General features: G+C 40.8%; 24 protein-coding genes. 4 read left to right on the forward strand and 20 right to left on the reverse strand.

The features are described from left to right. Positions 1-28 precede the first annotated feature (28 nt). The 7 genes from I585_RS05335 to I585_RS05365 form a co-directional block, all read right to left on the reverse strand. Positions 29-424, reverse strand: a complete 396-nt coding sequence (locus I585_RS05335) for a diacylglycerol kinase family protein (protein ID WP_010740018.1) — start codon at positions 422-424, stop codon at positions 29-31. Then, a complete protein-coding gene (gene ybeY / locus I585_RS05340) occupies positions 402-875 on the reverse strand; it encodes an rRNA maturation RNase YbeY (RefSeq protein ID WP_010740019.1) in 474 nt (157 codons plus the stop codon). Before ybeY ends, I585_RS05335 begins: the two co-directional genes overlap by 23 nt. Continuing rightward, entirely contained in the window at positions 875-3,079 is a 2,205-nt protein-coding gene (locus I585_RS05345) for an HD family phosphohydrolase (protein ID WP_010740020.1), read from the reverse strand. The genes ybeY and I585_RS05345 overlap by 1 nt, the downstream gene beginning before the upstream one ends. Positions 3,080-3,094: 15 nt before the next feature. After that, the gene (locus tag I585_RS05350; RefSeq protein ID WP_051104511.1) at positions 3,095-4,015 is read right to left on the reverse strand and encodes a PhoH family protein; all 921 of its coding nucleotides are present in this window, start codon (positions 4,013-4,015) and stop codon (positions 3,095-3,097) included. A 333-nt stretch (positions 4,016-4,348) separates the two neighbouring features. After that, entirely contained in the window at positions 4,349-4,795 is a 447-nt protein-coding gene (locus I585_RS05355; protein WP_010740022.1) for a GatB/YqeY domain-containing protein, read from the reverse strand. A gap of 21 nt (positions 4,796-4,816) precedes the next feature. Further along, positions 4,817-4,993: a 30S ribosomal protein S21 gene (gene rpsU / locus I585_RS05360; protein WP_002356740.1), complete on the reverse strand. Its 177-nt coding sequence runs from the start codon at positions 4,991-4,993 to the stop codon at positions 4,817-4,819. A gap of 138 nt (positions 4,994-5,131) precedes the next feature. Beyond that, positions 5,132-5,569, reverse strand: a complete 438-nt coding sequence (locus I585_RS05365; RefSeq protein WP_010740023.1) for a Fur family transcriptional regulator — start codon at positions 5,567-5,569, stop codon at positions 5,132-5,134. An 85-nt stretch (positions 5,570-5,654) separates the two neighbouring features. On the opposite strand from I585_RS05365, the gene I585_RS05370 reads away from it, so the two are divergent. Further along, positions 5,655-6,509: a pyruvate, water dikinase regulatory protein gene (locus tag I585_RS05370; RefSeq protein WP_010740024.1), complete on the forward strand. Its 855-nt coding sequence runs from the start codon at positions 5,655-5,657 to the stop codon at positions 6,507-6,509. Between the two features lie 2 nt (positions 6,510-6,511). Here the strand turns inward: I585_RS05370 and I585_RS05375 are convergent, their stop codons facing one another. The 10 genes from I585_RS05375 to I585_RS05420 all read right to left on the reverse strand — a co-directional run bounded on the left by I585_RS05375 (position 6,512) and on the right by I585_RS05420 (position 17,225). Beyond that, complete coding sequence (locus tag I585_RS05375; RefSeq protein WP_010740025.1) at positions 6,512-7,441, reverse strand: homoserine O-succinyltransferase; 930 nt, start codon at positions 7,439-7,441, stop codon at positions 6,512-6,514. Positions 7,442-7,445: 4 nt separating this feature from the next. Beyond that, positions 7,446-8,717 carry an O-acetylhomoserine aminocarboxypropyltransferase/cysteine synthase family protein gene (locus I585_RS05380; protein ID WP_010740026.1) on the reverse strand — a complete coding sequence of 424 codons (1,272 nt, stop codon included), beginning with the start codon at positions 8,715-8,717 and terminating at the stop codon, positions 7,446-7,448. 127 nt (positions 8,718-8,844) lie between these two features. Beyond that, positions 8,845-9,804 (reverse strand): IS30 family transposase, encoded by a 960-nt coding sequence (locus I585_RS05385; protein ID WP_002330482.1) that lies wholly within the window; start codon positions 9,802-9,804, stop codon positions 8,845-8,847. Between the two features lie 412 nt (positions 9,805-10,216). Continuing rightward, positions 10,217-11,080, reverse strand: coding sequence for a homoserine kinase (gene thrB, locus I585_RS05390; RefSeq protein ID WP_010740027.1), 864 nt, complete (start codon positions 11,078-11,080; stop codon positions 10,217-10,219). After that, complete coding sequence (thrC, locus tag I585_RS05395) at positions 11,077-12,135, reverse strand: threonine synthase (protein ID WP_010740028.1); 1,059 nt, start codon at positions 12,133-12,135, stop codon at positions 11,077-11,079. Before thrC ends, thrB begins: the two co-directional genes overlap by 4 nt. 2 nt (positions 12,136-12,137) lie before the next feature. Then, the gene (locus I585_RS05400; RefSeq protein WP_010740029.1) at positions 12,138-13,427 is read right to left on the reverse strand and encodes a homoserine dehydrogenase; all 1,290 of its coding nucleotides are present in this window, start codon (positions 13,425-13,427) and stop codon (positions 12,138-12,140) included. A 127-nt stretch (positions 13,428-13,554) separates the two neighbouring features. Next, positions 13,555-13,842, reverse strand: coding sequence for an ArsR/SmtB family transcription factor (locus I585_RS05405; RefSeq protein WP_010740030.1), 288 nt, complete (start codon positions 13,840-13,842; stop codon positions 13,555-13,557). Between the two features lie 13 nt (positions 13,843-13,855). Continuing rightward, on the reverse strand, positions 13,856-15,580 hold the full coding sequence (locus tag I585_RS05410) for a phospho-sugar mutase (protein WP_010740031.1): 1,725 nt from the start codon (positions 15,578-15,580) through the stop codon (positions 13,856-13,858). A 254-nt stretch (positions 15,581-15,834) separates the two neighbouring features. Beyond that, complete coding sequence (gene trxB, locus I585_RS05415) at positions 15,835-16,749, reverse strand: thioredoxin-disulfide reductase (RefSeq protein ID WP_010740032.1); 915 nt, start codon at positions 16,747-16,749, stop codon at positions 15,835-15,837. A gap of 257 nt (positions 16,750-17,006) precedes the next feature. Beyond that, positions 17,007-17,225: a YneF family protein gene (locus I585_RS05420; RefSeq protein ID WP_010740033.1), complete on the reverse strand. Its 219-nt coding sequence runs from the start codon at positions 17,223-17,225 to the stop codon at positions 17,007-17,009. 289 nt (positions 17,226-17,514) lie between these two features. Here I585_RS05420 and proB point away from each other — a divergent pair, with 289 nt between their 5' ends. Together proB and I585_RS05430 are read left to right on the forward strand one after the other, a co-directional pair. Further along, a complete protein-coding gene (gene proB, locus I585_RS05425; protein WP_010740034.1) occupies positions 17,515-18,324 on the forward strand; it encodes a glutamate 5-kinase in 810 nt (269 codons plus the stop codon). Next, complete coding sequence (locus I585_RS05430; RefSeq protein ID WP_010740035.1) at positions 18,317-19,567, forward strand: glutamate-5-semialdehyde dehydrogenase; 1,251 nt, start codon at positions 18,317-18,319, stop codon at positions 19,565-19,567. Before proB ends, I585_RS05430 begins: the two co-directional genes overlap by 8 nt. A gap of 126 nt (positions 19,568-19,693) precedes the next feature. Here the strand turns inward: I585_RS05430 and I585_RS05435 are convergent, their stop codons facing one another. The 3 genes from I585_RS05435 to tyrS form a co-directional block, all read right to left on the reverse strand. After that, entirely contained in the window at positions 19,694-20,584 is an 891-nt protein-coding gene (locus tag I585_RS05435; RefSeq protein WP_010740036.1) for a deoxyribonuclease IV, read from the reverse strand. A 21-nt stretch (positions 20,585-20,605) separates the two neighbouring features. After that, a complete protein-coding gene (locus tag I585_RS05440) occupies positions 20,606-21,511 on the reverse strand; it encodes an AEC family transporter (RefSeq protein WP_010740037.1) in 906 nt (301 codons plus the stop codon). 96 nt (positions 21,512-21,607) lie between these two features. Continuing rightward, positions 21,608-22,870 carry a tyrosine--tRNA ligase gene (gene tyrS / locus I585_RS05445; protein WP_010740038.1) on the reverse strand — a complete coding sequence of 421 codons (1,263 nt, stop codon included), beginning with the start codon at positions 22,868-22,870 and terminating at the stop codon, positions 21,608-21,610. 331 nt (positions 22,871-23,201) lie between these two features. On the opposite strand from tyrS, the gene I585_RS05450 reads away from it, so the two are divergent. Further along, entirely contained in the window at positions 23,202-25,571 is a 2,370-nt protein-coding gene (locus I585_RS05450; protein WP_010740039.1) for a transglycosylase domain-containing protein, read from the forward strand. Positions 25,572-25,639: the final 68 nt, after the last annotated feature.

Below are 25,639 nucleotides of genomic sequence, written 5' to 3' on the forward strand. Positions count from 1 at the left end.
TGATACTTTCGAGTTTTGCAGCTTTTCACTAAAGAAAGAGCTCAATAATTTTGGGTAAAAAGATAATCACACCTACGATGACAGCAAATATCGAAGTCACTAAGACTGCACCGGCAGCCATATCTTTGATTTTTTTCCCGATTGGATGAAAATGGCAATCCGTCACCATATCCACCACATTTTCAAATACTGTATTGATGATCTCCACGATCCAGACTAGGAAAACGGCCAGAAAAATCCAGAGCCATTCAAGTACGGATACGCCCAGTAAGAAGGCCACGAGAATCGCCATCAATCCAAAAACGACGTGGGCACGCATATTGCGCTCTTCTTGAAAAACCGTCTTGATTCCTTGAATCGCAAATTCTAAAGACGTGATAAAATGCTTATTTTTTTCCGTTTTATCTTTTAAGTCCATAGGCATCTAATATCTCTTTCTGTAGACCAAACATCTCTTTTTCATCCTCAGGTGTTATATGGTCGTACCCATTGATATGCAAAAAGCCATGTACGGCTAGAAACCCTAATTCGCGGTCAAAACTATGCCCATATTCTGCTGCTTGTTCACGAGCACGCTCCGTCGAAATCATAATATCACCTAAATTACGCGGCATCGGATCTTCCTCATCCATGATGATCGGAATTTCATCCTCGCCTTCTTCTTCCAATGCAAAACTGATAACATCTGTCGGCGCATCTTTTCCGCGATAATCGCGATTGATGACTTGAATCGCTGCATTATCCATAAACGTAACGGACATTTCTGTATCTTCCGGCAGCTTTAAATAATCCGCCGCAAATTGCAGCACACCATCGATTTCTTGGATTTTTTCTTCAGAGACCTGCTCTGTTTCATCAATAAAGGTAATATCCATTACTCTTCCCCTTTTTTCTCTTGCTCTTCTTTCATCTTCTCCGCCTCTGATTGCATTCTCGGATATTTGATCCGTGAATGGAAGGTTGAGCTTAATCCGTTAATCAATGATTTTTCAACCATCCGAATCTCTTTTAGCGTCAAGCCAGAATCATCTAGCTGTCCATCACTGATTCGTTCTTCGATCAAATTATGGACAAACTCTGTAATCTTATCAATGGATGGATGATCCATCGCTCTGACGGCTGCTTCACAACTGTCGGCAATATTCACGACCCCAGCTTCACGTGTCTGAGGCTTAGGTCCAGGATAACGAAAATCTGCTTCTGTCGTATCTGGATTCCGTTCTTTTGCTTTAAAATAGAAGAATTTCATCAACGTCGTTCCATGGTGCTGATAACAAATATCGATCACCATCTGCGGCATCTTGTATTCTTTCAAAATCTTCGCGCCTTCAATGACATGACCGAAGATAATTTGCTTACTGTCTTCCGGCAATAGGAAGTTGTGGGGATTTTCTGCCCCGGTCGGGAGATTTTCAACGAAGAAGTTCGCATGTCGAATCTTACCGATATCATGATAGTAACAAGCGACTCGGGTCAAGAGTGAACGGCCGCCGATTTCGGCCACCGCATTTGCACTCAAGTTCGCCACCATCATCGAATGATGATAGGTCCCAGGTGCTTTTTCTAGTAGCTCTTTTAGCAGCGGGTGGTTGGGATTACTTAACTCATTTAAAGTGATCACACCGCTATCCGTTACTAAAATCTCAATATATGGCTGCAGCCCCATTCCCATAATAAAGGACAAGATGCTGGCCGCGAAAGCTCCAAGCAGCAAGCCCCATGTTTGTGAATCGGTAAAGGACATTCCTTGGTAGATGCTTAAAATAATCGACCAAATAATTGGAAATGCCACAATCCATAGCAAGGCTTGTTTAACCTGATCAGATAACCGTTTTTGTTTTACCATAACGGCTAATGTTCCAGAGAAAAGATACGTCATCAAAATAACCGGCAGCATATTCGTTCCAATTGCCTTGTAGTAAATAAACAAAGCAAAAACCGTTTGGAAGACAGCCGATAGCGCACCTGCACGTCGATTAACAAAGACCGTTAAGATCAGCGGCATAAAGGCTGCTGGGAAGAATAGTGCCAGACTATTAGACGTGCTGCCTTGGAAAGACTGCAATATCTTCATAATAAGGACACCGATAGTCATCGTTGCACAGTAGAACAAAATGAAACGTACGCGTTGGAATTCAATTTCGAATTGGCGACTGTAGAACCATAACAAAACGCCTTGTAAGATTACAGCCAAACACATCGCAATCAATGGGAATACCGAGGTACTTGAGCTGGTTAGTCCCAATAATTTTAATTTATTAATCGCATTTGCGTCGATTTGACTACCTTCACGAACGATCACTTCACCTTGGAAGATCATGACTGGCTGAACAGAGTCACTGGCCTGTTCCTTTAATTCATCCGTTCGTTTTTGATTAAGAGAGTCATTAATAATGATTCCCTTTTCTAACAAGTAGCGCATTGTTTGCGCAGCCTCGTCAGATAATCCTAATCCTTGAACTTTATCGACCGCCTGCTGTTTATATTCAGCAAGATCGCTTTGGCGAATCCGCTTCGCCATTTGTTCATCTAATAGTTTCAGACTTTCAGTCCCAACTTTTGTCAAATCAGCTGAGCTAAGTTGTACGACTGATTGATAAAACTCTTCCGGAAGCTGTTGGTAGAATGTGACCGTGTCTTGATCCAAGCCTTCAAAATTCTTTTTAACTGCTGCAACACGCTCATCTACTGTAGGCTGCGGAACTTTTTCTCCATCTTTCGCCTGCGACACTTTGGTTTGATAGTTTTTATCTAATTCACTATTCGCCTTTTGGATCAACGTGATCAACTGACTGACCCGATCGTGTTGTGTCTGGGCTAAATCAGCTTGATAAGTATACTCTGGTGTAACTGCCTCAGAGGCAAGCTGCCGCTTCTGATTCGTTTCAGTCTTATTTTCAATGGTCTTGTTAGCACGGATACTTTCTGTTGCCACTTGACCTTCTTTATAGTCCACACTTTTTTGCATCACACTGGTGAGCATCGACAAAACTAAAATAGTCGAAAAGACACCTAGTATGATCGGAATAAATTTTGAACCTAACTTTTTCAGCAAGTTATTGATGGGTCGATTTAACATCCAATTCCCTCCTGACTACTTTTCTTGGTGTCGTAGGTTCTCGTGTTCATATGCTTCAATGATTTCAGCAACTACGGGATGTCTTACCACATCGCCTGCTTCAAAGGTGACAAAGCGAATCTTTTTGATCCCTTTTAATGTTCTCCCAGCATGAATCAGACCGCTGACCTGACCTCTCGGCAAATCCACCTGGGAAGTATCCCCATTGACGATCATCTTTGAATTGAATCCAAGACGTGTCAAAAACATTTTCATTTGTGAAATCGTCGTATTCTGAGCTTCATCTAAAATGACAAAAGCATCATCCAGTGTACGACCGCGCATATAAGCAAGCGGCGCAATTTCAATGACTCCGCGTTCTAATAAGCGATTCGTATGTTCCACCCCAAAAATCTGATGCAAGGCATCATACATTGGGCGCAAATAAGGATCTACTTTTTCCTTCAAATCCCCTGGTAAGAAACCTAAGCTTTCGCCAGCCTCTACTGCTGGGCGCGTCAAAATAATCCGCTGCACTTCACCTTTTTTCAATGCAGCGATCGCCATAACAATCGCTAAATATGTTTTCCCTGTCCCTGCTGGTCCGACACCAAAAACTACATCAGATTTGCGGATCGCTGCAATATAGCGGCTCTGACCAATGTTTTTAGGACGAATTGGTTTTCCGTTACGATCCTTTAATAATTCTTCTTCATACATCATGACAAACTCATCTAAATGATTCTCGCGTCCTAAGCGTAGAGCAGTCATTACATCCGGTGTCGCTACTTTGATTCCACGATCGATCAAAATTTGCAGTGTCCGAATAATATCCGCTACTAATTTAGCTTCTTCTTTCGGTCCAACAATCTGGATCATTTCGCCTCGTGTATTAATCGTGGTATCTGTATTCTCTTCTAAAAATTTTATATGTTTATCGTGGGTTCCTAAAAGCATACTGATGTCATCTTTTCCATCAAGCTTTATCTCTAACGACTCAAAATCGTTGCTATTCAACAAGCGCTCATCCCTTCATAAATCATTCCTTCTTATAATACCACACTCTAAATAAAAGAAAAATTGTCTAATCTTCCATTAAAAAGAATGTAGAAAGCTAACATTCCGCTGAAAATGAAGAACTCTTTTTTATCACGGATAACATAAAATTTCAAGTAATATTAAGTACTGCAAATCGCTAGTAGTGATACTTTGATTCATAGAAATTTACCAAACGAATCTGCTAAGACACAAAAAAAGCCGAGAGAAAATTCTCTCGACTTTCGTTATTGCTTAATTGTTCAGAAGTTCTTTGACGATTGCGTTGACTTGATTGCCATCGGCCTTGCCTTTGACTTTCGGCATCACTGCGCCCATCACTTTACCAAATTCCTTTGGTGAAGTCGCTCCTGTGCTTGTAACTGCTTCTTGAACGATTGCACGAATCTCTTCTTCGGAAAGTTGAGCCGGCAAATAGTTTTCAACAATTACGATTTCCTTTTTGACTTTTTCGGCCAAATCGGTGCGATCAGCTTTTTCAAACTCGGTTAGAGAATCACGACGTTGTTTCATCTCGCGAGATAAAACGGTCAATTCTTCTTCGTCATTTAAATCCTGACCTTTTTTAATTTGCTCATTTTGAATCGAAGCTTTAAGCATCCGGATCACTTGCAAAGTCTCTTTGTCTTTTGCTCGCATCGCTTGCTTCATGTCTTCATTCAAGGTAGTAAGTAGTGACAATAGAATCACTCCGTTCACAGACTAGAATTTCTTACGTTTTCTAGCTGCTTCTGATTTTTTCTTACGTTTCACGCTTGGTTTTTCATAAAATTCACGTTTGCGAGATTCTTGCAGAGTCCCTGCTTTTGAAACGGAACGTTTGAAGCGACGAAGAGCATCGTCAAGAGATTCATTTTTTCGAACCACTGTTTTTGACATATAAATTCCCTCCCTCCGGGCTTGAAATGTAACCGTTTTTGTTATTGAAATGTGCTTCCAATAAACAAGACCGTCCATAAGTCATTATATCCAATGGGCTATTTTGAGTCAAGGTACTGAAGAATTTTAATTCTTAATTTATTCATTTAGTTTTTGACATTTTTCGCAACGACCGTACAATTCAAACCGATGTCCTTCGATTTCACAATCATCCAGTTGTTCTTTAAAAAAGTTCATCGGACACATGTGGATCTCTTTGGTCATGCCGCAAACCGTACAGATAAAGTGGTGGTGATGTTCAAAGTTTTCGCTGCAGCTAAACCGAAACTTCATTTCCCCTTGCAGCTCAGTATCCTCAATCAATCCAATCTCGCAAAACTCTCTTAGATTTCGATAAACGGTATCATAGCTCAATCCTGGAAATTGTCCATTCAAATAGTCATAAACTTCACGGGCAGAAACGTAACGATTGCATTTAATCAAATAATCCAATAATGTTTCACGTTTTTTTGTATACTTAAAGCCATTTTCTTTTACTTTTGCCAAGGCTTTTTCTAATAAAGTCATCTGTGTCATCGTATCCCTCATTCCAAAGTGTAATGATTCCGAATAAACAATATGGTATAATAAATTATTACTGATTGCAAGGGAGATCTTCTTTATGGATAGCGAAAAACAAAATGAGTTAGTCACTATTTTCATCATCTCCGATTCTGCTGGAGAAACTGCTTCAAAATTGGCACAAGCCTCGATGGCGCAGTACCCTACCGTGGAATTTTGTCTCTTCCGCCGGACTTTTGTCCACACGGAAGAATTATTGATGAAAGCCTTAAACGATGCCAAAGCCGAAAATGGCATGATCATTTATACATTGATTAATCCAACACTTTCTAAAATTGCGAAAGAGTTCTGCGACAACGAAGACTTGTTCACGATGGACTTGTTGAACCCCGTCGTTGCTGAGATAGGACAACGCGCACATCTGGAACCAACCGGTGAACGAGGTGCATTGCATCACTTAAACGAGAACTATTTCAAGCGAATCAAAGCAATGGAATTTGCCGTAAAATACGATGATGGGAAAGACCCTCGCGGATTTTTAGAAGCCGACATTGTTTTACTCGGCGTTTCACGGACATCAAAAACACCATTGAGTCTGTATCTTGCCAATAAAAACCTGAAGGTGGCCAACTTGCCGCTGATCCCGCAAGCGCATATTCCAAAACAATTATTTGAAATCGATCCTAAGAAAATTGTTGGTTTAACCAATGATCCCGAAGTATTGATCGGCATCCGCAAAGAACGGATGCGTGCTTATGGCTTAAACCCTGAAACGGCCTATTCAGACCGTGAAAAAATTCAGGCAGAACTAAAATTTGCTAACGATTTGTACCACAAACTAGGCTGTGAGATCATCAACGTTGCCACTCTTTCAATAGAGGAAACGGCAGCTATGATCATGAGCGCGCTGGATTTAGAAGACCATAGTTACTACTTTATGGAAGAAGAAAGCTGAGATCAAATTGATCTCAGCTTTCTTTCTTTTTGTAATTGACGAATCGTTTCTAGTCGATAAGGAGTTATTTGATACACATCGTTTAACCAATTGTGATAAAACAAATGGGCCTGTGCACGCCAATAGTTATAGATTTTCCCGTCCTCATAATAATTCTCTGGTTTGGCTGTTTCTACGCCACGATCATGATCCCGCAGATATTCTTTTTCCAAAGTATCCGCGGCGTATTCAAAATGCCCCATCAAAAAGACATCGTGTTCGTCTTCAGAAATTAAAATAGCCGAGCGCTCTTTTTCATCTTTAGCAATCACTTTAATCTTCTTTTGTCGTACTTGCTCCTCATTAATTCCGGTATAACGGGATTGAGGCATCCAAAAGCGATCATCGAACCCTCTAAATAAACGAAATTGATGTTCGATATCTTGTTTGTAAATCCCAAAAAGTTTCTTCTCGAAGGGTACCTTGTCTATTCCAAAATGATAATATAACCCAGCTTGTGCTCCCCAACAAATGTGTACCACTGAGGTCACAGAAGTTTGGCTCCACTCCATGATTTCTACCAATTCCGGCCAGTAATCGACTTCTTCAAACGCCAACTGTTCTACAGGTGCCCCCGTAATAATCAAGCCATCATAACAAGTCTCTTTTACCTGTGAGAAGTCCAAATAAAACTTATCCAAATGATTTTTGCTCGTGTGCTTATGTTCATGACTAGCCACTTTCAAAAAATCTACATCGATTTGCAGCGGGCTTTGACTAATCAATCGCAGCAAATGGATCTCGGTATCGATTTTGTTCGGCATCAAATTTAGAATCAATAGTTTCAACGGGCGAATATCCTGATGCTCTGCGCGCGAATTATCAATCGCAAAGATATCCTCAGACTCCAAGATAGATTTCGCCGGAAAATCAGGCTCTAAGCGAATCGGCATGGTTTTATCCCTCCAATTTATCAAAGGCCTGTTGCAAGTCAGCAAGAATATCTGTGACGTTTTCAATCCCGCAAGACAAACGGACTAAGCCTGGTGAAATTCCTGCTTGATGCAGCTCTTCATCGGTTAGTTGACGATGAGTCGATGTCGCTGGATGTAAAGCACATGTGCGAATATCCGCCACATGAACCTCTAAAGAAACAAGCTCCAGTGCATCCAACCATTTTGCTGCTGTTTCCTTTCCTTCCGCAAATTCCACAGAGATTACTCCACATAAACCATTTGGCACGTATTTTTGGGCCAAGGCGTAATTATCATCGCTCTCTAAACCAGGATAATACACGTGCTTAATTGCTTTTTGCTCAGTTAAGAATTTTGCTACAGTCAATGCATTTTGATAATGACGATCCATCCGTACAGGTAATGTCTCCATGCCCAGATTAAGCAAAAATGAATTCTGCGGAGAAGGCGTCGCACCCAAATCACGCATTAATTGAACACGGGCTTTTGTGATATAGGCCGCTTGACCAAATTTTTCCGTATAAACGATGCCATGATAAGTTTCATCCGGCTCAGAAAGCTGCGGGAATTTTCCGTTATTCCAATCAAACGTTCCGCCGTCTACAATCACACCACCCGTTTGGACAGCGTGACCATCCAAATACTTGGTTGTACTGTGAATAACGATGTCTGCACCAAACTCGATTGGCCGACAAAAGTATGGTGTCGCAAAAGTGTTGTCAATGATGAAAGGAATATCTAATTCTTTAGCAACTGCAGAAAATTTTTCAATATCTAAAACCTTAACCGCAGGATTGGCGATCGTTTCACCAAAAATCGCTTTAGTATTTGGTTTTACTGCTTGCAGTATTTCTTCCTGTGAAGCATCTTGATCAACAAAAGTTACTTCAATTCCCATTTTTCTGAATGTATGGGCAAATAAATTATAGGTACCGCCATAGATATAGCTGGAAGAAATCAAATGATCACCAGCCTCCAAAATATTTAATACTGCATAAAAAGTTGCCGCTTGACCTGATGACGTACATAATGCGCCGACTCCGCCTTCTAGCGCAGCAATCTTTTCTTCCACTGCACCAGTCGTTGGATTAGCTAATCGCGTATAAAAGTAACCCGCTGCTTCCAGATCAAATAATTTTCCAATCTCATCTGTTGATTCATAGGCATAAGTCGTACTTTGAACGATTGGCAACACTCGTGGTCCGCCATTCTCCGGTTGATAACCTGCGTGTAAACATTTTGTTTCAAATTCCATAATTCTTCCTCCTATTTTGTATTCATGTATTTGTTTTAAGCAAAAAATCGTAAATTGCTTTAGTGATTGGATTTAGATTTACTACCTGACAGCTAATTTCTTTTTTGAGAAATCATTTTCTTAATTGTCAAATTAAGTTAGACAAATCATCAATACTTACGTAACTCAAAAATACTTCCAAAGGTGTTCGATAATCCAGTGATTTTCTAGGAATATTATTTCGTTTAGATGTGACAGATTGAATAAAAGATTCATCTACTGAATTGAAATCCATAGATTTCAATAAACCATCTCTACGTAACAATCCGTTAGAATTCTCGTTTAGGCCTCTTTGAGACGGCGTTCCTGGATCAGCGAAATAAATGGCAATATCATTGGCATTACTGATTTGTTTCCAATTTGAAAATTCCTTTCCACAATCAAAAGTGATGGATTTGAATAGATTTTTCGGTACAGATTCAAACCAATGATTTAATTTTTTTTCAATATCAATCGCTTGTCTACCACACGGTTTCAATGTGATGATAACTTTTGATAATCGTTCAACTAAGGTAATTACAGCACTTTTATGTTTCAGACCTACGATAGTGTCACCTTCAAGGTGACCAAACTCATTTGAGAATTGGCTATAATCTTTTTCACGTTCATGAATAGAGCGGCGGAAAGCTTGTTTTCCACGCCTTTCTTGATGTCCATTCGGTTTACGCTTGCCTTTCATCGGTAAGTCAGAAGGATTAAATAGCCCCTTTTTGAACATACGATAAATGGTACGAGCAGAACAACGAATAGGAAACGCTGCACGACCAACAATCACATCGGGTGTCCATCCTTGAACAACCTTTCTTTGAATATATTCTGATTGTTCCTCGGGTAAAACAAGCGGGCGTCTACCACAGTTTGATTTGTTTTTCTTATACTGTTGATAGTATTCTAAGGCTGATTTTCCTTGCTTGAAGAATAGGTATACTTTATGGATCGTTTGTCTTGAACGATTCAAGCAATGCGCAGTTTTCGCAACAGATTGATTTATTTTGAAATAAGACTCTATCATTACAAGTTCATCCGTTGTAAGATGGGTATAGGTCATTTGTACTCACTCCTTATAATTCTTTGGTCAGAACTATTTTGAGTGTAGCACAAATGGCTTTTTTAGTTGTCTAGCTTAATTTTACAATCGGCGTTTTTCCAAAATCGAAAAATGAATTTGATTTTCGTCACGCATACGATTCCACTAACCTGCTAAAGCAGGAAGTGGAACTCGCAAAAAACTCCCGTCTTTTCACTTATGAAAGGACGGGAGTTCCGTGGTACCACCTTAGTTTATCAGCCTTTCGCAAGACTGATCTTTTGTCGTATTGTTACGAACTGCTGTAACGGGCATTCCCGTGTCTCAACGACAATCGCTCCGAGGCCATCTTCCAACTAATCGCTGCTGCTTCTTCTCAATTACCGAAGCTCTCTGTCAAGTCCGATTCGTTGTACTCTTCTCTTCAACGCAACTAAAATATTTGCACGCCTTCTTTTTCGACGGAAAGCACATCGATCTCTGCTTCATGGTCGAAAGCTTTTAAGGCAGTAACTAATTTCTCTGTATTCTCTGGCGGGGTTAAAACCAAAACAGTCGGGCCTGCGCCACTTAAAAAACTGCCATAGCCCCCATAAGCTTTACAAAATTCTCGAATTTTTTTCAGATGCGGAACAAGATGCTGGCGATGGCTTTCATGTAAAATGTCTTTCTCCATCATTTTTCCAGCTAATGGCAAGTTGCCATTCAAAACCGCCGCTATCATCACATTGCCGATCGAACTGGCCTTTACTGCATCGCGGTACGACATTTCTTTCGGCAAGACAGCGCGACTTTCTGAAGTTAATAGTTCATGGTTTGGAATGAACGCAATCACATCACAATCAGGAAACGTATGCTTCACGAAGTTCACTTCATTGTTATTGTAGCTTGCCACCACAAAATCACCACAAATCGCTGGCGCAACATTGTCAGGGTGTCCTTCGATTTTTGTTGCATACGACACTTTCTTTTGTGGCGTCATTCCTAGATTTCCCAAACGATTGGCCAATTCAATCCCTGCCACTACGACAGATGAGCTGCTTCCGAGCCCGCGAGCGATTGGAATGTCTGAAGTCATCGTGATTTGATGCGGTGTTAAATTCGGTGCCAAATCTAAAGCCGTTTGAATCAACAAATTCTTTTCATCCGAAGGAATATTGCTGCCTAGTTGATGTTTGATTTGCCATTTTTGTGTTTCTGGTCCTATATCAATCGTTAAGTACTGGGATAACGCAATCCCGCACGAATCAAATCCAGGACCTAAATTGGCGCTAGTTGCTGGGACGCGGATTTTCATAGAGACGCCACTCCTTCACGTAAGTGTCGGCGCATATCCTCCAAATCACTCATCTTGTTGATCTTAATATCTGTTTCATTAATTGCTGTATCAGGATCTTTCAATCCATTTCCGGTAAAAACTGTAACAACTGTTTCACCCGGTTTGATACGGCCATTTTCCACATGTTGGATAACTCCCGCTAAAGAAGCGGCTGAGCCAGGTTCAACAAAGACACCTTCTTGAGCGGCAACTTTACGATACGCATTCAAGATTTCTTCATCTGTCACCGAATCAATGTATCCATTCGATTCATCACGGGCAGCTTCAGCCAATTTCCAGCTTGCTGGATTTCCGATGCGGATAGCTGTGGCAACAGTTTCCGGTTCTTCAATGACTTCACCCTTCACAATCGCAGCTGCTCCTTCGGCCTCGAAGCCGTGCATGCGCGGTAAATCAGTTCCTTTTTTCTCGTGCCATTCTTTGAAGCCTTTCCAATAAGCGGAGATATTTCCCGCGTTACCGACAGGGATCGCTAAAACATCGGGCGCTTTTTCTAATTGTTCACAAATTTCAAAGGCCGCTGTTTTTTGCCCTTCTAATCGATACGGATTTACTGAGTTTACTAAAGCTACTGCTTCAGTCTCTGCAATGTCACGAACTGCTTTTAACGCCTCATCAAAGTTTCCTGGGATCGAAATAATGTCCGCCCCATAAGCAATGGCTTGAGCCAGTTTACCCATTGCGATTTTTCCATCAGGGATCACGACATATGCTTTGATCCCAGCACGCGTTGCGTAGGCAGCCGCAGCCGCACTCGTATTACCAGTTGATGCACAAATAATTGCTTTCGCACCGTCCTCTACAGCTTTCGCAACAGCCATGACCATTCCGCGGTCTTTGAAAGAACCGGTCGGATTCAGGCCTTCATATTTTCCATACAGGTTAATGCCTAACTCTTTAGATAAATTTTTCAAGGGAATCAACGGTGTATTACCTTCAGCTAAAGCAATCTGAGGTGTTTTTTCAGTGATTGGCAAATATTCTTGATATTGTTTTAATAATCCTTCGTACATGTTTATTCCCCCATAACTTTCATCAATGACAATAATTTATAACTAGTCTTTTCTTTGATTTCTTGTTGGATTGTCGCCATCTTCGTTTCCGATGTTTCATGTGTGATCAAGACCACTCGTGCGCTCTCACCATCACCCTTTTCTTGAACCACTTGTTCAAACCCAACTTTTGTTTGAGTCATGATTTCAGCGAGTTTCAAAAATTGACCTGGTTCATCCGGCATTTCTAATGACAAGAAATATTTGCTGATATTGTCCTCTGGAGATGTCAGCTTTGTTGGTTGAGTGTATCCAGTAAAGCGATGACCGACCGTATTCTTCTTCATCTTGTTGACGATCGTCATTAGATCCGCTACGATGCTTGTCGCTGTAGGACGTGCACCTGCACCTGGCCCATAATACATCGATTCACCAATACCTGAGCTTTTAACAAAAACAGCATTCATTTCATTATGAATTGATGCTAGTGGATGCTCGTGGGGAACTAAGATTGGACCAACTTCTACCGAAATCGTATCGTCCTTCTTAACTGTAGAGCCGATTAGTTTTACAGTGTACCCAAGCTGATCAGCTATTGTCACATCTTCACCTGCTAATCCACGAATTCCTTTGATCTTGACTTGGTCCATCGTGATGGACATTCCAAAAGCGAACTTACTTAAAATGACCATCTTATAAGCCGCGTCAATTCCGTCAACATCATTTGTCGGATCACTTTCCGCAAAGCCTAGTTCTTGAGCTTCTTTCAGGGTTTCATCGTATGTCCGATGTTCCTGCACCATTTTGGTTAACATGTAATTTGTCGTTCCGTTGACGATTCCCAAAACTTCGGTAATATCATCTGCCGCTAAACTATTAGCAATCGTTCGTAAAATCGGAATACCGCCCGCCACGCTGGCTTCGTAATACAAATTGCGTTGCTGCTCACGTGCCAGATTGACTAGTTCACTGCCATGCTGCGCCAATAAATCTTTGTTCGCAGTCACCACATTTTTACCTGCCATTAACGCTTTTTTGATAAACGTTTTAGCCGGTTCGATCCGCCCCATCACTTCTACAACGATTGAGATCTCTGGGTCATTTAAAATTGCATCTAACTCTGTGACTAAGTCCAAATTATATTTTTCTGCTATTGCACTTTTATCTTCCTCTGGTCGGATCAATGCTTTCGTAACAACCAAGGGACCGCCAATACTTTTTTCAATTTTATCTTGATGATCTGTTAAAATTTCTAAAACACCGGTACCTACTACACCTAAACCTAATAGACCCACCTTGACTGCTTTTTCCATAATCCGCCTCCAGTAAATTACATTCGTATTAAAACTAATTTCATCATATTCTAATAGTTAGCTATCAGTATAACAAAATTTCTGTAAAAAAAAAGAGCTTTTCCAAAAAATTTGGAAAAGCCGCTTTTTATTGGTGCAAGACATGACGGAAGGTTTGCTCCAAAACATCTAGAACATGTTGATCGTCTAAACTATAGAGCATCGCCTTCCCGTCACGACGTGCTTTGACTAAGCGGTTGTCACGCAATAATTTTAATTGATGAGAAACGGCCGATTGTTCCATCGCTAATGTGTCGCTAATTGCTGACACATTACGTTCCCCTTCTTTTAGAAACATCAAAATTTTTAAACGTGTCGGGTCACTCAAGATTTTAAAAAATTGACTGACCGCTTGAAATTCCTCGTGTTCCTTCATTTATAGCCCTCATTTACTCGGCAATTTTACGGATCGCTTCTTCATATGTCGCAATTTTTTCTGCGGCAGCAGCATGAGAATCGCCTTTCACACCGATATAGAATTTGATTTTTGGTTCTGTCCCAGAAGGTCGAATGGCTAACCATGTTTCATCAGCTAACGTATATTTCAACACATCTGAAGCCGGCATATCGATCGCTTTTTCGGTTCCTTCAGCATCAATTGATTTAGAGGTCTTAAAGTCTTCGGTCAAAGTAACGGCTACATCCGCAAACGCTTTTGGCGCTTCCTTGCGCAGGTTGCCCATGATCGTCTTGATCTCTTCTGCGCCTTTTTCACCGCTCAAGGTAACTGAGATGGTTTTTTCAGCATAGTAACCGTACTCTTCAAGAATATCTTGCAAACCATCATACAATGTTTTGCCTTGTTTCTTGTAGTAGGCTGCAACTTCTGCTAATAAAACTAGCGCTTGGATCGCATCTTTGTCACGAACAAAAGATTTGATCAAATAGCCATAACTTTCTTCAAAACCAAACATGAATGTTTGTGAATGGTCATCCTCGTATTGTTGAATTTTTTCAGCGATAAATTTGAATCCAGTCAATACATCAACCATCTTCACGTCATAAGAACTTGCAATCGTCGTAGCCAATTCGCTTGATACGATTGATTTTAACACAACTGCATTAGCAGGCAATGTTCCCGCTTGTTTATGTGCTTCCAAAATGTAACGAATCATGATGGCACCGATTTGATTTCCGGTCAATACTTCATAGCGCCCGTCTGGTAAACGAACAGCCGCACCCAAACGATCGGCATCAGGATCAGTAGCAATCAACAAATCTGCTCCTTCTTGTTCGCCTAGTTTAATAGCATATTCAAAAGCAGAATGTTCTTCTGGATTTGGTGATTTTACAGTTGAAAAGTCTGGATCAGCAATTGCTTGTTCAGGTACAAGAACAAATTTTTCGAAACCAGCTTGTTTCAAAGCTTTTTCGCCTAACATTTTACCTGTACCGTGTAATGGTGTGTAAACTAATTTTAGCTCTTTTCCCATTTCATTGATCAAGTCTTGATTGATTGTTACAGCTTTAATTTCTTTCAAATACTCCGAATCAACTTCGTCGCCAATAATATTGATCAATCCGCTGTGTTCCACTTCTTCATCGGATAAAACTTCAACCTCTAAAGGATTTTCCACATCGCGTACGAACTTCGTTAATGCATCTGCATCTTCTGGCGGCATTTGCCCGCCATCTTCGCCGTATACTTTATAACCGTTATATTCCGCTGGATTGTGAGAAGCCGTAATCATAATTCCTGTGAAGGCATTTTCAAAACGAACGGCAAACGATAATTCAGGAGTCGGACGTAAACTCTCGAATACAAATGAAGGAATATCATGTTTCGCCAAAGTTTTCGCAGCTTCCATCGCAAATTCTGGTGACATATGTCGTGAATCATATGCAATCGCTACTCCACGACGCTTAGTTTCTGGATCTTGTGTGTCCATGAAGCGAGCCAATCCTTCTGTCGCTTGACGAATGGTGAAAATATTCATCCGGTTGACACCAGGCCCTAAAACTCCGCGCATACCTGCTGTTCCAAATTCTAATTGTTTATAAAACGCATCCTTTTTCAACTCTGGGTCTTTGCCTAAGTCTTCTAATTCTTTACGCATTTTTTCATCTAATTTATCTGAATCAATCCATTGTTCATAAACTTGTTCCCAAGACATGAAACACACCTCTTTCAATATTTTCTTACCATTTAAGTATACCATTACTGTTATATTCAGCAAAGAAAACTTGTACCTGATTCGCTTCTCAAAAAAAGAGGACGATATTTTTTCCTTGATCAGGATGGATTTTTCCACCAAATAGAAAACTCACGAGTATGGGGCGCTTAACAGTAAAAAACGCTATAGGTTCAAATAAACTGCGCAAAGTATAGCTGAAAAAAAGGAAGACAATCTCTGTCTTCCTCAAAATGCTAGTTTTGTTCTTCAATATATTTATACACTTGCTGACCTGCGATTCCGCCTTCACCAACTGCTGTAGTAATTTGGCGCAAGTCTTTTTCCCGTGCATCACCAATAGCAAAGACACCAGGAATTTTTGTTTTCATTTCATAATCGGTTTCAATCCAACCGGCAGCATTTGTGATTCCGCTGTTTTTAAATGGTTCCGTCAATGGTTCTAGACCAACATAGATAAATGCTCCGTCCGCTGGTTCCGTGTGAACTTCCCCTGTATTGACGTTGCGAATCTTCGCGCCTGTCACGACCATTTCATTTCCAACGATCTCATCAACAACACTATCCCAGATAAATGAAATTTTTTCATTTGCAAATGCACGATCTTGGATAATTTTTTGTGCCCGCAATTCATCACGACGATGAACGATCACAACTTCAGAAGCAAAACGAGTTAAATAGATCGCTTCTTCTACCGCTGAATCACCGCCGCCGACAACGATCAAGCGTTTATTGCGGAAAAAGGCGCCATCACAAACCGCACAATAAGATACTCCGCGCCCTGCAAACGATTCTTCACCTGGTACGCCTAGTTTACGATGGACACAGCCCGTCGCAACGATAATTGTTTTAGCTTGGTAACTTTTATCTTCCGTAATGACTTCTTTATAATCTCCATGATCCTTAATATCTTGAACAATTCCATATGCATTTTCAGTACCGAATTTGGTGACACCATCATACATTTTCATCGCAAGTTCTGGACCCATAATTGATTCAAACCCTGGATAATTTTCTACCTCGGCAGTATTGTTCATTTGTCCGCCGGGTGCGCCACGTTCGATCAAGAGAACTTTCAAATTTGATCGTGAAGCATATAAGGCAGCGGTCATCCCTGCTGGACCCGCGCCGATAATTATTACATCATACATTCAGACATTCCCCCATTCGGCTTTACTTTACATCCAAGAATTTATTCTGTCGACAAATCTGCTTACTAATTGTCAGTTTTGCAAATTCGCAGCTAACTCAGTAATAAGGAAATTCATTTTCGTACGCATATCTTTCTGCTAGACATCACACTTCAGGTATTTATTTTAATTACTAACAAACTTCGAGCTTTAATACTGCGAAAAGCAGAACAGACAAAAAGAAGGGCAATCATCCTGCGACGATTGTCCTTTCTAGATTATTGTTGGTTTTTCATTTGCTGCATCATTTGACGAACTTTTTTCTCTGAAGGTTTTTGCCCCATCGACATCATCATTTGACGTAACATATCCTCGTTGATTGGAGGATTCTTTTTGAAATAGTCTTGCATATATTTACGAGCTAAGAAGAAACCGCCGACAGCACCTAATAGTGCAGCGATTACTGCGATCAATACTACGATTCCAGTTGATACCATTTTCACCGCTCCTTTCCTGACACATTCTTATACATTTTACTAAAAGTTCCTATAAAAGAAAAGACGTTTTAAAGAAACTTCAAAACCTAATGCGAAATTCTTAGTTGATTCCTGTCAATTGCCCCAGAAAGCCCCTTTTTTATCTTCGACTAAAAAAATTTCTAGTCTATATGTATGTTTTTATCAAAAATTTTCAATCATTTATAAATAATTGATGAATTATTGATTAGAATATGATAAAATGCAAAACAATATCTTCCTCACTGGTGGCTAGTGAAGAGGTGCAAGCATGAGAGATTTTTTGAGATCCGTGAATCGGATCGTGGTAAAGATCGGGACCAGTTCCTTGATCCATCCAAATGGCAAGATCAATCTTTCTGGAATTGATCAATTGGCTTTTGTATTAACTGACCTTCGTAATCAAGGCAAAGAAATAATATTAGTTTCATCTGGCGCGATTGGTGTCGGTATGGACAAACTTAGGATTGCAGAACGGCCGCATGAGATTCCTGTTCAACAGGCCGTCGCAGCTGTCGGTCAATCAGAATTGATGCATATCTACAATCAGCGTTTCTTAGGCTACAGTCAACAAACGGCGCAAGTTTTGCTGACCCGCGACGTGGTCGATTTCCCTGAAAGCCGCAAAAATGTTATCAATACATTGCAGCAGCTGATTTCAATGGGAATTATTCCTATCATCAATGAAAATGATACGGTCGCTGTCGACGAAATGGATCATACAAGAAAGTTCGGAGACAATGACGAGTTGTCCGCGATCGTTGCGCAATTAATGGATGCTGATTTGCTGATTATGTTAAGCGACATTGATGGATTTTATTCGGATAATCCGTCAAAAAATAAACAAGCTATTCTTTATTCTACTATCTCAACAATTAATCAAACCCTGATGGACCAAGCAGGCGGTGAAGGCAGCCGATTTGGTACTGGCGGAATGGTCAGCAAGTTGAAAGCTGCTCAAAGAGTGCTCGATGCCAAAAGTGCGATGGTACTGGCAAATGGCAAACCCCCAAGAATAATTTTTGATATCTTGTCTGGTGCAGAAGTCGGAACGTTATTCAAGGAGGAAAAACATGAGTGATCTAATGAATACTTTAGGGCAGCAAAGTAAGCGAGCGGCCCAACAATTGAGCCAACTAGAATCCGCAGAAAAAAATGACTGCTTAATGCAAATGGCACAAGATTTAGAAAACAGCAGCAATACTATTCTAGCAGCGAATCAACAGGATTTGAGCCGGGCGAAAGAGAATGGGATTCCTAATCCGATGATCGACCGCTTGCGCTTAACTGGTGAAAGAATCAAAGAGATGGCTGAAGGCATTCGCCAAGTTGCTTCACTGCCTGACCCAATCGGTGTAGTGGAAAAAATGTGGCGCACAGAAGATCAACTGATGGTCGGGCAGCAACGCGTTCCTTTAGGCGTGATCGGCATCATCTTTGAATCGCGTCCAAATGTGACCACCGATGCCGCTAGCCTGTGTTTTAAATCCGGCAACACCGTAATTTTACGCGGAGGCAAAGAAGCCTTCTACTCAAATCAAGCATTAGTAGAACTTATGCAGCAGACACTGCGTCATAGTCAATTGGACCCAGCAATGATCCAATTCGTCAACGATACTTCTCACGATGTGGCCAATGAAATGATGCGTCTGAACGAGTATTTAGATGTTTTGATTCCCCGTGGCGGTGCTGGTTTGATCCAACGGGTCAAAAATAGCGCAACTGTCCCTGTGATCGAAACAGGAACTGGAAACAATCACGTTTATGTTGATCACGCGGCACAATTAGATATGGCAATCAGTATTGTTGCCAATGCAAAAGCTCAACGTCCCTCTGTTTGTAACGCGATAGAGACATTATTAGTTCATGAGGACATTGCTTCTGAATTTTTACCAATGATTGAAGAAGCCTTGACTCCACATCAAGTGGCTCTGCGGGCGGATTCCAGAGCTATGTCCTATTTAAAGCAAGCAGACTTAGCTACTGAAGCGGATTGGGCCACTGAGTTTTTAGATTACATTTTAGCGATCAAAGTGGTTGCTTCCATTGATGAAGCGATCGAACACATTAATCGCTTCAACTCCAAACATTCTGAAGCAATCATCACTGATAGTTACCATAATGGGCAAAGATTCCTAAAAGAAGTCGATGCGGCAGCGGTCTACATCAATGCCTCTACTCGCTTTACTGACGGCTTTAAATTCGGCTTTGGAGCCGAGATAGGAATCTCTACGCAAAAATTACACGCTCGTGGACCGATGGGTTTAGAGCATCTGACTTCTACTAAATACATTATCTACGGAGATGGGCAGATTCGCGAATAGAACTTGCATAAGTCAAAAATCTATTCTATGCAGATCGTTCTTTTGGTCCTCTTACTGTGTATATCTGAATTAACATTTATCTGACAAAAAGGCACACACTCTTTTTTTGAGTGTGTGCCTTTGATCTTATTGTGCCTGAATTTTTTCTAACAAATTTGGATCGAATTTGCCTGCTTTCAACATAGCGATTTCAAAACCGTATGGTGCATGCTGGTTCTTTTTATCCTCTCCAACATAAGGTGTTTCTAAAATTTTCGGTAACTCTTTCAATTTTTCATGATGAACAATCGCATTCAACGCATCAAAACCGATCGTTCCAAAACCGATGTTCGCATGACGGTCCTTGTGAGAGCCCATCGGATTTTTCGAATCATTCACGTGAATCACTTTCAAACGATCTAAACCGATAACACGATCGAATTCGTCTAATACCCCATCAAAATCTTCCTTAACATTGTAACCTGCATCATTCGTATGACACGTATCGAAAGTAACAGAAAGCTTTTCATTCAATGTTACACCATCAATGATGTAGGCCAACTCTTCAAAGGTTTTCCCTAATTCAGTTCCTTTACCAGCCATCGTTTCCAATGCGATTTGTGCTCGCTGATCTTTGGTCAATACTTCGTTCAATCCTTTGATGATTTGATCCAAGCCAGCTTTTTCACCTGCACCTACGTGAGCTCCTGGATGCAATGTAATCTGCATCGCACCTAAAGCCTCCGCTCGCATGATTTCTTCACGTAAAAACTGAACCGCAAACGGGAACATTTCCGGTTTCTTCGTATTTCCTAAATTAATGATGTAAGGAGCATGCATCACAATATTCGACAGACCATGTTCTTTCATGAACGCTTCTCCAGCCGGAATATTCATCTCTTCCACTGGTTTGCGGCGAGTATTTTGCGGCGCACCGCTATAGATCATAAAAGTCGAAGCTTCGTAACTTGCTGCTTCTTGCGCAGCACCTAATAACATTTCTTTTCCCTTCATACTTACATGAGAACCAATTAACATAAAAACCTCCAGATTTTTTATTTATAGAAACAACAACAAACTTGTCATCAATGGCAAACTGATCAAGAAACTTAGTGATGAGGTGAACCCCACCACTTCTGCCCGCATTCCAGCGGCTACACTATTGATCACACCAAAAGTCGGAATCGGCCCTACTGAGACAAGGCATAAAACGATTTTGATCATCGGTGAGATTGGCAGCAGCATAAACAGACCTGCTAACAGTATTCCTATCCCATACTTAATTACCAAGACGCGTAAAACTAATGCTAAATCTTTTTTCGGCAAACGTAATTCCAAAAAAAGACCAATCATAAACATCGATAAGAACGTATTCGCATTGGCGATCGGCTGTGCGATCTGAAAAACGGCCTGCGGTAAATCAATCTTCAGCACCCGAAAGAACAGCATAAACAAATAGCAGAAAAATGGAACTGAACGTCCCAAACGACCGATAACCTTTTTGACACTGGGACGTTCTTCATTACTGCCGCTGATGCCTTCAATCACAACATTTGATCCGCCCGCCAGCATGACGCTGTTTCCGATATCAAAGAAAGATAAAATCGGGATCGCCTGCGGCATAAAACTTTGGACAAATGGAATAGCAAAATTTCCAATATTATAGCCAGAAACGCTATACATCAAAAACTCTCGTTCCACTTGATCCTGTTTTTTTGACAAAAAATGACCGGCTATGATCATGACCAAGTTCAATAAAAGCCCTGCTAGAATCAATAATAATAATTGATTCTTTACTGCCAAGGATTGCAGATTCACAATGATCGCCGCTGGCAAAGTTACGTTGACGACCATTTTGGAGATCATCGAGCCATCCGATTTCAGCAGCAAGTTGAACCGTTTCGTTAAATAGCCTATCAAGATAATAACAAATAATCCTAGCGAGTTTAATAAAACTGCTCTCACACTTTCACCCCATCCAACCTATAAAACGCTTACTCGTTACTATATAGAAAGAGGATTGCTCCAAAGTAATTGGTACAATCCCTTTCGTGAATGTAATTAAAATTGTAAAACAAAATATTTTTTCTTACCGCGACGAACAACAATGTATTCATCAACCAATTTATCTTGATCGCTTAGCGTGTATGCGACATCCTGTACGCGATCACCATTGATGTAAATCGCACCATTCGTAATATCTTCACGCGCTTGACGCTTCGATTTCTCAATCCCTGAGGTTAGCAGAATTTCTACTAAATTCAAATCATCTTCCACTTGAACTTGGTAGCTTGGCACGTTTTTAAAGCCTTGCTTAATTTCTTCTGCATTCAAGTTTTTTACGTTTCCGCTGAATAAAGCCTCAGAAATATGCACCGCTTGATCATAGGCTTCTTCTCCATGAACTAATACCGTTACTTCTTTAGCCAAAGCTTTTTGAGCCGCGCGTTGTTCAGGAGCAGCAGTAAATTCTTCTTCAATCGCAGCAATTTCTTCTAAGCTTAAGAAAGTAAAGTATTTCAAGAATTTAACCGCATCACGGTCATCGGTATTGATCCAGAATTGGTAAAATTCATACGGCGACGTTTTTTCTGGGTCCAGCCAAACAGCATTGCCTTCAGTTTTACCAAATTTTGTACCATCGGCTTTCGTAATCAATGGCATCGTTAACCCAAAGGCCTGTTTGCCTTCTTCGCGACGAATCAATTCAATTCCTGATGTGATGTTTCCCCACTGGTCGCTTCCCCCTAATTGTAATAAACAACCGTAGCGTCGATTTAATTCGTAGAAGTCGTAAGCCTGTAATAATTGGTAGGCGAATTCAGTGTATGAGATACCAGATTCGATCCGGCGTTTGACACTTTCTTTACTCATCATGTAGTTGATCGTGAAGTTCTTACCTACATCACGCAAAAAGTCGATCAGTTTTAATTCGCCTAACCATTCATAGTTATTGGCGACGATCGCTGGATTTTCTTTATTTTCAAAGTCAATGATTCCAGACAGCTGGTTTTTAATACTTTGTGACCAGTTTTGTACAGTGTCCAAAGTATTTAATTGACGTTCTGCATCCTTAAATGAAGGGTCTCCAATCATTCCGGTACCGCCGCCAACTAAAGCAATTGGCACGTGTCCGTTTTGTTGGAAACGACGCAACGTCAAAATCGGTAATAAATGACCAATGTGCAGACTGTCTGCGGTTGGGTCAAAGCCGATATATAGTTTAACAGACTCTTCGTTTAATTGTTTTTCTAAAGCTGCTTCATCTGTTACTTGAAAAATTAAGCCACGGGCTTTTAATTCTTGAAAAAAGTCTGAATGCATGTTTTATCCTCCTAATTTTTGTTGCTGCCTAACTCTAAAAAGTTAAACAGATGCTCATTACGCATATCATTCCTCAATGATTTATACTTTCCCATAGTAACTGAAAAAACAAGGAAATAAAAGCTATTCGCTAGATTTAATCGAAGTTCTGCATCAATAAAACGGCGCTTGAAGAAAAAAAGCCAAATAATGTAATAATCTTTGTTTTGTTTTAGTTAACAATTAGTTGAAGTTTTGATTACAAACATTGCATCCGCTTGTTAATAGAAGTAAAACTTTGCTATAATTCAACAGATAATTAAAATGAATAGAATCTAACGAGGTGGACTTTTTGGCTCACAAGAAAAAAATAAATAAGCAACCGAAAAAGAGCAGCAAAGGTAAAACAAGAACTTCTCTTGGAGGTCCTTTTGCACTCAATGTTTCATTGCGAGTGGTCAAGTCTTTATTGCTTGGCTTAATCGTCGTGCTCTTCCTAGGCGGCATGCTCGTCGTTGGGATCGGTGCTGGGTATTTTGCGCATCTTGTTGAAGGGACGCCGACGCCTACAAAATCCGAAATGAAGCAAAAAGTTGGCGACATCGCTGAGTCATCAAAATTACTTTATTCAGATGACCGAGAGCTGGCAACAATCCAAGCGGATCCGATTCGTGAGAAAATAAATTCTGATGAAATCTCGCCATGGGTAAAAAAGGCCCTAGTCGCTACTGAAGATGAAAACTTTTATGAACACCATGGTGTCGTTCCCAAAGCCGTTGTACGTGCCCTACTAGGTGAGATGGTTGGTTTTGGTGCTGGTTCAGGTGGTTCAACCCTGACACAGCAGCTGGTCAAACAGCAAGTTTTGACTAATGAGACTTCTTTCAAACGAAAGGCCAATGAAATCGTTCTGGCCTTGGATCTGGAAAAATACCTGAGCAAAGACGAAATTTTAACGGCGTACTTGAATGTCTCTCCTTTTGGTCGGAATAATAAAGGACAAAATATCGCGGGTGTTGAAGAAGCTGCGATCGGTATCTTCGGAGTTCATGCAAAGGACTTAAGCTTACCGCAATCCGCTTTTATTGCCGGTCTGCCGCAAAGTCCAATTGTCTATAGTCCTTACACCAATACTGGGGATTTAAAACAAGACTACTCGATCGGAATGAACCGAAAAGACGATGTCCTTTTCAATATGTACCGTGAACAAATGATTTCTAAAAAAGAATACGAAGACGCCAAAAAATATGATCTTGCAAAAGACTTCCAAGGACGCCAAGACGTGGAAGTTCAACAACACGGCTTCTTGTATTACACTGTTTATAATGAAGCTATCAGCATTGTAGCCAAACAGCAGGCTAAAGAAGATGGGATCAGTGATGCCGATTACGGAAAAGAAGAAGTTCAAAATCGTTATATTGAACAAGCCAAAGTCAAAATGCAAAATCAAGGGTTGGTGGTGAAATCAACCATCGACAAAAATATTTACGATGCGATGCAGTTAGGTGTCGCCGAGTACGGACAATATTTAGACGATGGATCAGGGGCAACGGTTGAGCCCGGAACTGTCATGATGAATAATAAAACGGGCCGAATCTACGGCTTCGTTGGCAGTCGTGATTACAATACGAACCAAAATAACCATGCGTTTGACACCGTGCGGCAAGCGGGTTCATCAATTAAACCAGTTTTAGTATACGGGCCGGCAATTGATCAAGGACTATTAGGAAGCGCGTCGCGAATTGCCGATTTCCCAATGAAATATCAGCATGGCGAACACGCAGGCAAAGAATTGGAAAATGCTGAAAATAAAGGTTCTAAGACTTTCCAAACAACACGAGAAGCCCTCGTTGAATCAACGAATATCACGGCCTATCATGTTTATCAAGATATGCTGACAAATAAAGGCTCTGATCAATTTGCTTATGATAATTACTTGAAGAAAATGAATTATCCGACTTCAAATGCTTGGGGTGTGGAATCCGCGCCATTAGGTACCACTGGGGTTTCGACCTTAACAGAAGTCAACGGGTTCCAAACGTTGGCCAATGGCGGTTCTTATCAACAGGGTTATTTGATTGAATCAATCACTGACAGCACTGGTAAAGAAATATACAAACATAAAGAGGCACCCGTTCAAGTGTATTCAAAAGCCACGGCTTCGATCATGAATGACTTGATGCGCAGTGTTATCAATGAACAGCATACGACGCCATTCAAATCGATCTTAAGCGGTGTGAATTATCCATTGAGTACTGCTGATTGGGTTGGTAAAACTGGGACGACTGATAACTATGCCGATAACTGGCTGATCGTCTCTACTCCTACTATCACATTAGGAACATGGACCGGTCGAGACGACAACAAACCAATGAATGATGGTGCTGGAAATCGGACTGCAACTTATATGGCCTACCTTGCTGGACGGATCTATCAGGTCAATCCAACTGTCTTTGGTGAAGATGAGAAATTCGAGCTGGCTGACGAAGTGAAACAAATCAAAGTTTCTGACTTCACTGGATTGAAACCTGGAAAAGTCAATCACGATGGTACAAACTACCAAGTTCCAAGTGGTGAAACAACTTCTCTTTGGGCCAAAGATGGTCCAGCAGATAATACTTACGAGTTTGGTATCGGCGGAAACGACGATGACTATAAATCCTATTGGAATACCCGTAACAAGGTCAATGCAAAGAACAAAGACGATAAAGATGACGATTAATTAGCAAAGACTTCTCTATTGCAGAGAGGTCTTTGTTTTTGTCAGTACATTCGTCAAAGTTTCACTCA

Origin of the sequence: Enterococcus malodoratus ATCC 43197 (genome assembly GCF_000407185.1) — a bacterium.
In the GTDB taxonomy this organism is placed as follows: domain Bacteria; phylum Bacillota; class Bacilli; order Lactobacillales; family Enterococcaceae; genus Enterococcus_A; species Enterococcus_A malodoratus.